Origin of the sequence: Steroidobacter sp. (assembly GCF_036402275.1) — a bacterium.
Classification (GTDB): Bacteria; Pseudomonadota; Gammaproteobacteria; order Steroidobacterales; family Steroidobacteraceae; genus Steroidobacter.
Genome location: NZ_DASWTF010000011.1, coordinates 41,847 through 54,313 on the forward strand (window position 1 = coordinate 41,847; position 12,467 = coordinate 54,313).

Sequence of the window (12,467 nt, forward strand, 5' to 3'; positions counted from 1 at the left end):
CCTAATTCGATTCCCTGGGAGCGGCCGGCTTGGGCTCGACGCCGCCGTGCGGCTTGCCCTTGCCATGCTCGTCGTCATAAGCCTCGCCGCCCTTGGCGCCGGCGATCCATTTGAAGAACAGCGGCACGAACAACGTCGCGATGAACGTCGCCGCCAGCATGCCGCCGATCACGCTCGTGCCGAGCGAATGACGGCTGTTGGCGCCCGCGCCCGTGCTGATAGCCAGCGGCAGCACGCCGAAGATCAGCGCCAGCGAAGTCATGATGATGGGCCGGAAGCGCAGCTTCGCGCCTTCGATGGCCGCGTCCATCAACCCCATGCCTTCGTGATACTTCATCAGCGCGAACTCGACGATCAGAATGGCGTTCTTCGCCGCCAGACCGATCAGCGTGAGCATGCCGATCTGGAAATAAATGTCGTTCGCGAGGCCGCGCGCGTACACCGCCAGGAACGCACCGAACGCGGCGAACGGCACGGCCAGAATCACCGCCACCGGCAACGTCCAGCGCTCGAACTGCGCCGCGAGAATCAGAAACACCATCAGCACGCCGAGCAGATACACGCCCTGCGAAGCGCCGCCGCTGACCTTTTCTTGATAAGCCGTGCCGGTGAAGGCCAACGCATAGCCTTGCGGCAACGTCTGCTCGGCCACTTCTTCGATCGCTCTCAGAGCGTCGCCCGAGCTGTAACCCGGCGCCGCGCCGCCCATGACCTTCGCCGCGGTAAACGCGTTGAAGCGCTCGACGATTTCCGCGCCGGTCACTTCACGGATGCTGGCCAGCGCGGTGAGCGGCACCAGCTCGCCCCTGTTCGAACGCACATACACGTTGCGAATATCTTCCGGATAAGCACGGAAGCGCGGCTCCGACTGCAACTGCACTTGATACACACGGCCGTTGCGGTTGAAGTCGTTCACGTACAGCGCACCGAACGTGCTCTGCAATGTTTCGAAGACCTGGCCAACGTCCACACCCAGGGTCATCGCTTTCTCGCGATCCAGATCGATGCGCATCTGGGGCACGCTGGCGCTGAACGTGGTCTGGGTGCCTGCCAGCTCCGGACGCTTGTTTGCTTCGCCCACCAGCTTCTGCGTGACGGCTTCGAGATCCTTGATCGAGCCGCTACCGCGCGACTGGATGTAAGCCTCGAAACCGCCGGTCATCGACAAACCTTCGATGGGCGGCGGCTCCACCGCGAAGAAGAAGCCGTCCTTGATCTTGGCGCCGGCGCCGAACACCGCGCCAACGAGCGCGCTCGGCGACAGATCGTCGCTCTTACGCTCGTCCCAAGGCTTCATCGGCAACCAGATGATGCCGCTGTTGGTCTTCATCGCCTGCGTCAGCGGATCCATGCCCGACACTGCCACGGCGTTCGCGACGGCAGGGTGGTTGCGCACTTCGCCCGCCACGGTCTCGATGGACTTCACCGTGCGATCCAACGATGCAGCATCCTGCAGGAAGCCGATGACGAACACGTAGCCCTGGTCTTCGGACGGTGCAAGCGAGGTCGGCAGCGCGCGGAACAATCCAACCACCGCGACGATCATGACGACGAAGATGCCCGCCGCCATGGCGGCGCGCTTCATGACGAAGCGCACGCCGTTCTCATAACGATGCGTCACGCGCTGGAACCAGTTGTTGAAGCCGAGCAGGAATCGGTTCTGCACGACGTGATCGTGCTTCAACAGCAGTGCGCACAGCGCCGGCGTCAGCGTCAGGGCGACGAAGCCCGAGATCACCACCGACACCGAGATGGTCACGGCGAACTGTTTATACATTTCGCCGACCAGCCCGCCGAGGAACGCGACCGGCAGGAACACCGCGGTCAGCACCAGCACGATGGCGATGACCGGCCGGGTCACCTCTTCCATCGCCTTTTCAGTCGCCTGCGGGGCGGGCAGGTTCTCGGTGGTCATGATGCGCTCGACGTTCTCGAGCACCACGATGGCGTCGTCGACCACGATGCCGATGGCCAGCACCATGCCGAACAACGTCAGCATGTTGATGGAGAAGCCGAACAAGTGCATGGCCGCGAACGTGCCGACCAGCGACACCGGCACCGCCAGCATCGGAATAATGGTGGCGCGCCAGTTCTGCAGGAACAGCAGCACCACGAAGAACACCAGCACCATGGCTTCGAGCAGCGTCTTGACCACTTCCTTGATCGACACCTTCACGTATTGGATGGTGTCGTACGGAATGGAATAAGCCATGCCCTTCGGGAAGTCCTTCGACAACTCGGCCAGCCGCTCCTGCACGGCGTTGCCGGTCTCGAGCGCGTTCGCGCCTGGCTGCAGCACCAGCGCCATCATCACGGCGCGCTGGCCGTCGATGGTCGCCTGGTTGTTATACATCTGCGCGCCGAGCTCGACGCGAGCGACGTCCTTCAAGCGCACGATGCCGCCGGCCTCGGTGGTGTGCACGACGATCTGCTCGAACTCTTCGGGTTCCTGCAGACGACCTTGCGCCGTCACCGCATAGGTGAAGTCGACCTGTTCGCTGACCGGCTCGACGCCGACCTGACCCGCGGCGTACTGCGAGTTCTGCTGGCGCACGGCCGCTGCCACATCGGACGGCGTCAGCCCGAGCTGCGCGAGCTTGTCCGGCTGCATCCAGATGCGAATGGAATAATCCTGACCCCACATCATGACGTCGCCGATGCCGGGAATACGGCGCAACTCGTCGACGACGTTCAACGTGACATAGCTGCTGAGGGTGAGCATGTCGACGCTGTTGTCCGGCGAATGCACCGACACGATCTGCAGGAACGTGGTCGACGCCTTGCGCACCACCACGCCCTGCCGGCGCACTTCTTCAGGCAACCGCGGCACCGCCGCCTGAATGCGGTTGTTGACGTTGACCGCGTTCATGTCGGGATCGGTGCCGATGTTGAACGTGACCGTGATCATCAGCGTGCCGTTGCCCGAGTTCACCGAGCTCATGTACAGCATGCCTTCGACGCCGTTGATTTCCTTTTCCAGCGGCGCGGCCACCGTGGAGGCAATGGTTTCGGCGGTCGCGCCCGGATAGGTGGCGGCCACCGTCACCGACGGCGGAATGATGTCGGGATAGGCAGAGATGGGCAGCGAGATCATGCCGCCCAACCCGGCGATCACGATGAACGCCGAGATGACGCAGGCAAAGATCGGCCGCGTGATAAAGAACTTGGAAATCATGCAGTCTCCTTGCTCGCCTGCGCGGCCGGCTGCTGCTCAGCTTGCTTGGATGCTGCGTCCACCGACACGGCGCTCACCTGGATGCCGGGCTGCACCTTCAGCACGCCTTCGACGATGTAACGATCGCCGGGCGCGAGGCCTTCGGTGACGATGATGTTGTTGCCCATCGAGCGGCCGATCTGCACCGGACGGAACTCGACTTTCTGTTCGCCATTGACGATCCAGATGAACTGACCCTGGGCGCTCGACATGACAGCCTTGCGCGGCACGGCGACGACGTTGCTCAACAACACGCCGTCGACACGCGCACGAATGAACTGTCCCGGAATCAGCTGCGCCTCCGGGTTCTTCAGCACGGCGCGCACGCGCACGGTGCCGGAGTTCACATCGACGGCGTTATCCACGAACGTGATCTTCGCGGTCTCGGGATATTCCTGGCCGCTCTCGAGCACGAGTCGCACCGTCGGCGCGCTCGCCTTGTTCGCCGGCGCCAGCGAGCCGCGGATCATGGCCGCCTCGGCCTCGGGCACCGAGAACTCCACATATAAAGGATCCACCTGCACGATCCTGGTCAGCAGGCTGGAGCTCTGCTCGGTGGACACGAGGCTGCCTTCGGACACGACTTCGCGGCTGGACAATCCGGAAATCGGCGCACGGACGTCGGTGTACTCGAGATCGAGCTCCGCCATGCGCTTCGCCGACTCGGCGGCCGCGAGCGTGGCTTGCGCCACCTCGAAAGCCGACACCACTTCGTCACGACGGCTCTGGCTGACCGCGTTCTTCTCGAACAACGGCAACACGCGATCGTGCTGACGACGGGCTTCTTCCAGACGCGCCTTCGCGACGGCAACTTCGGCACGCGCCGACGCCAGGCGCGCACGCACCGGCTCCGGATCGATCAGAAACAACGGCTGGCCCTGCTTCACCGGCCCGCCTTCTTCATAACGACGCTTCAGCACGATGCCGCCGACGCGGGCACGCACTTCCACTTCACGTGAGCCAACCGTGCGCGCGGTGTAGGTCAGATCCAGCGGCACTGGATTGCGCTCCACCGTCTGCACGGTGACTTCCGGCGGCGGCGGCGCGTGTTGCTGCTGCTGACCGCCGCCACAGCCGGCGAGCAACACCGATGTGACAGCGATGGCAACCAGGGATCTCACAAAAGACGAGCGAATGACGTTCATATGCGTCTACCTGACGACGAATCTCGAATACGTGGCCGCGAGCGACCAGGTCGCTCGGGGACTGAAACGGGTGACTTTTGGACGGGAGTCCGGCTTCCTTACAACTACCGGGTCAGACCGAGACCCACTGCCTCAGCGATATGCCTCATCGGCGATCTGCAACAGCTGCTGCACCACGCGTTCACGCTGCTCCTCGGTGAAACACGAGATGCGCAACGACTCGCGCATCATCAGTCCATCGATCGCCAGCGTAACCACCGCGGCACGTGCGAAATCCACATCGCTGCTCTCCAGCTGCCTGGTGTACTGAGCGATCCTCTCGCGAATGACTTCGAGGAGCGTCAGATCGTTGGCAGCGGCAGCGAACAGCGCAGCGCCCATGCCAACGATCTTGGCGCGGGGCTGCTGCTCGAGAATGCCCAGAATGCAGGCCTTGAGATCGCGGTCGCCGGTTTCGCCGGTGCCGTTCTTCGCCTGCTGCACACAGTCGGTCATGCTCTCCACATAGCGCTTGGCCAGCGCGCCGAGCAGCGATTCCTTGGAAGGAAAGTGGTAGAGCAGCCCACCTTTGCTCACACCCGCCGCCTGCGCCACGCCATCCAGCGTCATGCGCGCCGCGCCGACCTCACCGACAACTCGTTCGGCCGCTTCGAGGATCCGCTCGCGGGCCGGGCTGATTGTGTTGGAGGCCAACTCGACCATCGTACCCAACCTCGCTGTACCGACTGGACGGTGAATATACCGTCCAGCCGGTACAGTTTGTAATAACTTTCCGGCATGCGTTGCCGGCCATTTCATACCTGCAATGCTGCGAAGCCGCCGGCCGCGCGCCTTCGCGCAATCCGTGCTTCGTTTAGAAAATTGAATACAGGTCTGTGCCATCGTTGCGTGCCAGTCAGGTCCCGTCAGTTTTTCTAAACCATCCAAACAGCGAAACCGGGCTTCGTAAAGTACCAGTTCGCAAGCGTCGAAAGCCGGCCGCACAGTCCGAGGGCTTGCGTAAATCTCCGTCGGTGCGAGCCCGGCATTGAATGTCGAAATGAAGACGAGCGAGGTCATGCTTTTGCGACACCTGGGGGGCGAAAGTTCATCTCCGCCGATCTGCGACCGTGCGCGGCTTACAATGCGGCCCGCTCGCGCAAGGGCATCGGTCTCCTTGCGACCAGATAAAATGTAGGAGCACGCATGCCCGACACCGACGTGTCCTGGTTTAGCGGCGATCAATTCCTGCCACACGGACACTGCTATATGTGGACTCCGGGCATCCTCTGGATGCACGTCATCTCCGACATCCTGATCGCGATGGCGTACTTCGCGATTCCTTTCGTGCTGCTGCATGTGGCTCGCCGTCGCCGGGACTTGCCGTTCAATTGGCTGCTGGTGTGCTTCGGCGTGTTCATCGTCGCGTGCGGGCTGACGCACGTCATGAATGTGTGGAATGTGTGGCACACCGCTTACTGGCTCGAAGGCGTGCTCAAAGTGATCACGGCCGCTGCTTCGGTGCCGACAGCTATTCTGTTGTGGCGTTCCCTGCCGCTGATTCTGTCGGTGCCGAGCCAACGGCAGCTGCGCGACGCTAACGAGTCGCTGGCTCGTGCGAATCGCGAGCTCGAGGCGTTTACCGCCTCCGTTTCACATGATCTACGCTCGCCGTTGACGACGATCGCGGGTCAAGCTGGCTTGCTGGAGTTGTCGTTGCCTAACGCGACCGAGGAACAGCGGCGGCGTCTCACGCGCATTCAAGGCAGCGTGAAGCAGATGTCGGAGCTCATCGACGCACTGCTGGTGCTTTCGCGGATCTCGCGACACACCTTGCATCGAGAAATCATCGATGTCAGCGCGCTGGCGGAAAGCATCATCCAGGATCTGCGTCAGAAGGATCCCTCGCGCAACGTCGAAGTCGAAATTCAACCCGGCATGGCCGTCCACGGCGACCGGCGGCTCATCAACGACCTGTTCATCAACCTGCTGGCCAACGCATGGAAATTCACCTCGCGGACCGAGCACCCGCGCATCGAGATCGGCCAGTCGCAGCACGGCTCGATGGCCACGTTATTCGTCCGCGACAACGGCGCCGGCTTCGACATGGCGCACGAACAAAAACTCTTCAAACCTTTCCAACGCCTGCACGGCGCCGCCGACTTCGAAGGCACCGGCGTCGGCCTCGCCACCGTCGCCCGAATTATTGACCGCCACGGCGGCCGCATCTGGGCCGAAGGCAAACCCGGCGACGGCGCCGTCTTCTACTTCACCATGCCCACGTCACCGATCACGGAGCAGTTTCTCTTGATGCAGCGGGCGCTGGCGTAAGCATTGCTCGGCGGGCGCTAGGGGTGAGGGTCTTCAGTCCGTTCTAAGCGCCTCAACCGGCTCTAGTCCCGCTGCTCGTATCGCCGGCAATATTCCAGCCACCAGCCCGACCGCGATCGCCAGCGACTCCGACGCAATAATAAACATCGGCGAATAACTCACCGGCAGCGCCGGCACGGCGATATCGAGCGCCGCCGCGATACCCAGCCCCGCGGCGAGCCCGGCGACGCCGCCGAGCGCCGACAACACCACCGCTTCGGAAAGAAACACCCGCAACACCTGATTCTTTTGTGCCCCGAGCGCGCGAAGCAATCCGATCTCCGCCGTCCGCTCACTCACGCCGATCGTCATGATCGTGAATATCCCCACGCCACCGACCAGCAAAGAAATGCTCCCGAGCGCCCCGACCGCGAATGTAAGAACACCCAGGACCGAGCCGAGCGTATCCAGCATCTGCTGCTGCGTCGTGATCGTGAAATCCTCATCGCCATGCCGCGCAATCATGATGCGCCGTACGCCAGTGACCACTTCCTCCACCGACACGCCTTCCGCGTGCCGCAACTGAATCTCGAACACGCTATCCCGATCGAACAACTCCAGCGACTTCGCTGTGGGAATGTAAACCGTGTCATCCAGATCGAACCCGAGCGTCGTGCCCTTCGGCTTCATCACACCCGCCACTCGATAACGCTGCCCGCCGACGCGAATCGTCTTCCCCAACGCGCTCTCGCCTCGAAACAACTCGCGATTCATCTTGCTTCCAAGCACAGAAAGGCTGCGCGGCGCACGCGGATCATCCGGTGGCAGAAACTCTCCGATCGCCACTTCGAAACGAAACGCCTCCGCGAACGACGAACCGACACCATACACCGTGGTCCGCCGCTTGCGCCCCAGCGCCTCCACTTCCGCATTCCCCTGCATCATCGCATTCGTCGTCAGCACATGCGGGGCACGGCGCAGCGCCTCTGCATCTTCGACCGTCAGTGGCCGCACATTGCCGAGCGAGCCAATCGAACCGCCCATGGTCTGCGTCTTGCCAGGGGTGACACTGATAATGTTCGTCCCGAACTGGGTGAATTCGGACACGACGAACCGATGCACGCCTTCGCCAATCGACGTGAGCAGCACGACGGCCGTCACGCCGATACCGATTCCCAACGCGGTCAGCGCGGCACGCAACCGGTGGGCTCGTACCGAGCCCGTCGTGAGCCGCACCAGATCCGCGAAACGCATTAGCGTCGCCCCGCCAAGGCAGCCACTGGATCAAGACGCGCGGCGCGCCGCGCTGGCATCAATCCAAACACCACGCCGCTGAGGATGGCGACCACAAGGGCCAGCACGATCGCCCACACGGGCGGACTCAAAGGCAGCGCCGGGTAGATGTTTCCTACGATCCAATCCACCCCAAGTCCCACGAGCAGACCAGCCGCCGCGCCCGCTACGGACAAAAGAATCGCCTCCGTTAGAAACAGCGCGGTAATTTGGCGGCGCGTTGCGCCGATGGCCTTGAGCAAGCCCACTTCGCTGGTGCGCTGACTCACGGACACGAGCATCACGTTCATGATCAGCACGCCCGCCACGGCGAGGCTGATGGATGCGATGCCCGCCAATGTGAGCGTCAGCGCGGTGAAGATGCGATCGAACGTCGCGAGCAGCGCATCCTGCGTGATGACGGTCACGTCCTCTTCACCCTGATGCCGCAGCTTGATGGCTTCGATGGTCGCAGACCGCACGCGAAACATGTCGTCCCGCGTTCGCGCCTGAATCAACAAACGGAACAACGATTCTGAGTTGAAGAGTGCTTGAGCCGCGCTCACCGGAATGATCACCAACTCTTGCGAGTCCATGCCGATCATGCGGCCTTGATCGCCGAGCACGCCGATGACTCGGAAGCGTCGATCGCCGATGCGGACGTTCCCGCCGATGGCGTCGCGCCCTGGAAACAATTCGCGAGCGATGTTGGCGCCGATGACGGCGACGGCTGTGTCGCGGCTCAACTCGCCCGGCGGGAGGAACTGACCTCTCGCAAGGCGAAAGCCATGCACGGGCAACAGATCCGCGCTCGACCCCATCACGGGCGCCTCACGCTCCAGTGCCCCGGAAGATACCGGCGCTGATCCAATGACGAGCGGCGCAACGCGCTCGACGCCGGGAAGGCGTTGCACGGCGAGCGCATCCGACAATGTGAGATCTCGCGGCGTTTCGCCGGCGAGCAGACCAGGCGCTACGCCGCCGGTTTCGGAACGCCCGGGAATGACCACGACCAGCCGCGTTCCCAGCGACTGGAACTCACCTGCTACATAACGTCGCGCTCCTTCGCCCAAGGAAGTGAGCGCGATGACCGCCGCCACGCCGATGCTCATCGCAAGCAGCAGCATGATGCTTCGCATGCGAGCGCGAAGTGCGGAATCGAGCGACAGCTGAATCAAATCGCGAAAGCGCATGGCTTGATCGCCACTACCTCATCATGTCTACGCAGCGCCGTTAATGTCCTCAACCACTCTTCCGTCTCTCATCCTTATATGCCGGCGTGCGCGATCCGCTACCTCGGCGTCGTGCGTGACCACCAGCAACGTGATGCCCCTGGCATTCAACCCCTCGATCGCGGCCAGCACTTCCGCACCCGACACGTGATCCAGATTGCCAGTCGGCTCGTCGGCGAGCAGCACCGCTGGCTGCATGACCATCGCGCGCGCGATGGCGACACGCTGCCGTTGCCCGCCGGACAGCTCATTCGGCCGATGCCTCGCGCGACTCTCCAGACTCAAACTCTCGAGCAACTCCTGTACTCGCGGCCGCCGAACGTCAGGCGCGACACCGGCCAGCACCAGCGGCAGTTCGACATTCTCGAACGCCGTCAGCCGCGGGATCAGATGAAACGATTGAAAGATGAACCCGATCTTGCGCGCCCGCGTATGAGCCAGTTCCTCGTCGTTCAACGACGTGGTCTCGCGACCGTCCAGCAGATAAGTCCCGGACGTAGGGCGATCGAGCAGCCCAAGCACATTCAACAGAGTGGACTTGCCCGACCCCGACGGCCCCATGATCGACACGTACTCGCCGGGATCGATACGCGCGCTCACCTCGTCGAGCGCACGCACCTCCTGGTCGCCCATCTGAAAGTGACGGCAGATGTTTCTCAGCTCGATCATGGCCTCGCCGCCGAACGGACCATGTCGGCCCGCGCGCCGTCCGTCAGTCCTTCGCGATCGATCGTGGTGACCACCTGATCGCCCTCCTGCAACCCACCCGTGATCTCGACGTACTCCCAATTTCGCAGGCCGGTTTGTACGTCGCGTGCGAGCACGCGTTCGTCACCGGCGTCATAAACGAAGACTCGCTTGCCATCGATGAGCGCGCGCGCGGGAATTCTCAGCGCGTCGGGCCGTTCCTGCAGAATCACTTCCACATCCGCGCTGTACCCAGGCAGCAGCGTGGCCGATTGGATGTCTTGGAGTTCGGCTTCGATCTCGACGGTGCGCGCCTGTTTCTCCACATCTAATACATAGGGAGCCACTCGACGCACGCGCGCAGAAAAGGTTCGATCCCGGAAGGCATCGAGCGACACTCGTGCGGGCATTCCTTCGCGAATGCGAGGCGCATCGACCTCGTCGATGGGTGCTGTCACATAGATACAGCTGGTATCGACAACGTCGACCGCGGGCGGTGTCGGAATACCGACAGGCGACGGCGTGACAAACTCGCCGATCTCACCATTGATTTCGGCAACGATGCCGGCGAACGGCGCGCGCAACAGCGTGCGCTCCATCGACGCCTTCGCCTGCTCGATCCGCGCCTGCGAGACTTTGATGTTTTGCGTGGCCGCGCGGCAGGCCGCCGCACGACTGTCGGCTTCGCCTTGGGCTTTTTCGGCGGTGTCGATGGCGACCAGGCTGCGATCCACCAGAGCCGACAACCGCTCGGACTCTTTTTTCGCAACCGCCGCGGCGACACAAGCCTCTTCGGCGCGAGCATGCGCGGCCACGGCATCACGTTCAGCCAGACTCAATTCAGCGCGGACATCCTCGTTCCACAGCTCGAGCAGCACCTGGCCGGCCTGCACGCGATCGCCTTTTTTTACCGGCAGTTTCGCAATCTGCCCACCGGATGGCGGCGCGAGCCGCGCGCGCTGGCAAGCCTTGATGGTGCCGGCCCGCGTGTTGGTCACTGTTTCGGCCACGCGGCCGCGGGTCACGGTTGCAGTTTCCACGGCCACGGGATCGGGCCGACTGGCCAGCACGCCGATCGCGATCGCCACCAGCACGACGACACCCAAGATATAAGAGGTGCGTCGTTTCATATGTACAGGTCCCTGTCACGCATCGAGGTCAAGCTCGCCACGTAGCGCAGATATCGCAGTCACCCGGCGATACTAGCCAAGTCCCGGTCCCAACTCACCGGCGTCCCACGGCTTTTCACCGACGCGCCTTACTTCCACCCGCCCGGGGGATTAGAATCCCTTCGCCTGCCGGCCTCCGGCATCGGCTATCACGCATATATCAATGACTGCGCCGTCGTTCGCTACGCGCGCCGTTGCTAAAGGACTGAAGGCTTCCATGTCATTCGATCAGAACGCACTCGACAGCCTCCGTATCGAACGCAGCCCGGAACCCGCTCGTAACAATCGCCAAGGTGGCGTGTACAAATGGTTCATTGCCGCCGTCCTGGTGCTGGCGGCAGTGGCGGCGGCATACGCCCTGTTGCGTGATAACGCCATCGAAGTGGAAACAGTCACCGCTGCGGCCACTGCTGGCGGCGGCAGCTCCGCCGGCGCGGTGCTGAATGCTTCCGGTTATGTCGTGGCGCGACGCCAGGCCACGGTGTCGGCCAAAGTCACGGGCAAGGTCGCCGAAGTGCTGATCGAGGAAGGCATGGAGGTCAAGGAAGGTCAGCTGCTGGCGCGCCTGGACGAGACGACCACGCGTCCCCAGCTCGATCTCGCCGAACGCCAGTTGGAGGCGACCACCAAGAATCTGCAGGAAGTCGAAGTGCGTCTGGCGGAAGCTGAACGCAACTTGCGAAGGACGCAGCAATTGCGCGCCGACAAGCTCGTCAGCGAGCAGGCCCTGGATGCGGCGGACGCCGAAGTGGGCGCGCTCAAGGCGCGACTGGAAGCACTGAGGAGCGAAGTGAAAGTCGCACAGAGCAGCGTGCGCGTTCGCAAGCAGGATCTGGACGATTTGGTGGTGCGCGCGCCGTTCGACGGCGTCGTGGTTTCGAAAGATGCGCAGCCCGGCGAAATGATTTCACCCATTTCCGCTGGCGGCGGCTTCACGCGCACCGGAATCGCGACAGTGGTTGACATGGATTCGCGAGAGATTGAAGTGGACGTGAACGAGGCTTTCATCAATCGCGTCAAAGCCGGACAAAAAGCCGAAGCCGTGCTGGATGCGTATCCGGATTGGACCATCCCCTGTCACGTCATCAACATCGTGCCCACCGCCGATCGCCAGAAGGCCACGGTGCGCGTGCGCATCGGCTTCGATCAGCTGGATCCGCGCATCCTGCCGGACATGGGTGTGAAGGTGAGCTTCCTGGACGATCGCGCCGGCCAGCCTCAGACGGCGGCCGCGCAGCCGGCGGTGCGGGTGCCGACCGAAGCGATCATGAAAGACGGCGACACGACCTTCGTCTGGCGTGTGCGCGACGATTCAGTGGAACGGGTCGCGGTCCGCACCGGCGGCGAACGTAACGGACAGACGGAAGTATTGTCGGGAATCGCCGGCGGCGACGTCCTTGTGGGGAAACCGGTCGACGGGCTCGCCGAGGGCGCGCCGGTCAAGAAAAAAGTGGAGTAA

The 12,467-nt window shown here is 62.9% G+C and carries 9 protein-coding genes; 2 read left to right on the forward strand and 7 right to left on the reverse strand.

What is annotated here, in order from left to right:
- Position 1: 1 nt before the first annotated feature.
- From VGD45_RS04105 to VGD45_RS04115, 3 genes are all read right to left on the reverse strand, one after another.
- Complete coding sequence (locus VGD45_RS04105; protein WP_331153995.1) at positions 2–3,175, reverse strand: multidrug efflux RND transporter permease subunit; 3,174 nt, start codon at positions 3,173–3,175, stop codon at positions 2–4.
- Positions 3,172–4,359, reverse strand: coding sequence for an efflux RND transporter periplasmic adaptor subunit (locus VGD45_RS04110; RefSeq protein ID WP_331153996.1), 1,188 nt, complete (start codon positions 4,357–4,359; stop codon positions 3,172–3,174). Before VGD45_RS04110 ends, VGD45_RS04105 begins: the two co-directional genes overlap by 4 nt.
- A gap of 132 nt (positions 4,360–4,491) precedes the next feature.
- Entirely contained in the window at positions 4,492–5,418 is a 927-nt protein-coding gene (locus VGD45_RS04115) for a TetR/AcrR family transcriptional regulator (protein ID WP_331153997.1), read from the reverse strand.
- A gap of 126 nt (positions 5,419–5,544) precedes the next feature.
- Here VGD45_RS04115 and VGD45_RS04120 point away from each other — a divergent pair, with 126 nt between their 5' ends.
- Positions 5,545–6,669, forward strand: coding sequence for a sensor histidine kinase (locus VGD45_RS04120; RefSeq protein WP_331153998.1), 1,125 nt, complete (start codon positions 5,545–5,547; stop codon positions 6,667–6,669).
- A 33-nt stretch (positions 6,670–6,702) separates the two neighbouring features.
- On the opposite strand, the gene VGD45_RS04125 is transcribed toward VGD45_RS04120, so the two are convergent.
- The 4 genes from VGD45_RS04125 to VGD45_RS04140 are packed head-to-tail and all read right to left on the reverse strand — an operon-like array spanning position 6,703 to position 10,969.
- Entirely contained in the window at positions 6,703–7,902 is a 1,200-nt protein-coding gene (locus tag VGD45_RS04125) for an ABC transporter permease (protein ID WP_331153999.1), read from the reverse strand.
- Positions 7,902–9,113 (reverse strand): ABC transporter permease, encoded by a 1,212-nt coding sequence (locus VGD45_RS04130; protein ID WP_331154000.1) that lies wholly within the window; start codon positions 9,111–9,113, stop codon positions 7,902–7,904. The genes VGD45_RS04125 and VGD45_RS04130 overlap by 1 nt, the downstream gene beginning before the upstream one ends.
- Positions 9,114–9,140: 27 nt before the next feature.
- Positions 9,141–9,821, reverse strand: coding sequence for an ABC transporter ATP-binding protein (locus tag VGD45_RS04135; RefSeq protein ID WP_331154001.1), 681 nt, complete (start codon positions 9,819–9,821; stop codon positions 9,141–9,143).
- Positions 9,818–10,969, reverse strand: coding sequence for an efflux RND transporter periplasmic adaptor subunit (locus VGD45_RS04140; RefSeq protein WP_331154002.1), 1,152 nt, complete (start codon positions 10,967–10,969; stop codon positions 9,818–9,820). Before VGD45_RS04140 ends, VGD45_RS04135 begins: the two co-directional genes overlap by 4 nt.
- A gap of 256 nt (positions 10,970–11,225) precedes the next feature.
- Between VGD45_RS04140 and VGD45_RS04145 the strand changes: the two genes are divergently transcribed.
- Positions 11,226–12,467: an efflux RND transporter periplasmic adaptor subunit gene (locus VGD45_RS04145; protein WP_331154003.1), complete on the forward strand. Its 1,242-nt coding sequence runs from the start codon at positions 11,226–11,228 to the stop codon at positions 12,465–12,467.

Coding starts and splice junctions, on each gene's coding strand:
- VGD45_RS04105 (WP_331153995.1), bottom strand. CDS start 3,175: ATGATTTCCAAGTTCTTTATCACGCGGCCGATCTTTGCCTGCGTCATC.
- VGD45_RS04110 (WP_331153996.1), bottom strand. CDS start 4,359: ATGAACGTCATTCGCTCGTCTTTTGTGAGATCCCTGGTTGCCATCGCT.
- VGD45_RS04115 (WP_331153997.1), bottom strand. CDS start 5,418: ATGACCTCGCTCGTCTTCATTTCGACATTCAATGCCGGGCTCGCACCG.
- VGD45_RS04120 (WP_331153998.1), top strand. CDS start 5,545: ATGCCCGACACCGACGTGTCCTGGTTTAGCGGCGATCAATTCCTGCCA.
- VGD45_RS04125 (WP_331153999.1), bottom strand. CDS start 7,902: ATGCGTTTCGCGGATCTGGTGCGGCTCACGACGGGCTCGGTACGAGCC.
- VGD45_RS04130 (WP_331154000.1), bottom strand. CDS start 9,113: ATGCGCTTTCGCGATTTGATTCAGCTGTCGCTCGATTCCGCACTTCGC.
- VGD45_RS04135 (WP_331154001.1), bottom strand. CDS start 9,821: ATGATCGAGCTGAGAAACATCTGCCGTCACTTTCAGATGGGCGACCAG.
- VGD45_RS04140 (WP_331154002.1), bottom strand. CDS start 10,969: ATGAAACGACGCACCTCTTATATCTTGGGTGTCGTCGTGCTGGTGGCG.
- VGD45_RS04145 (WP_331154003.1), top strand. CDS start 11,226: ATGTCATTCGATCAGAACGCACTCGACAGCCTCCGTATCGAACGCAGC.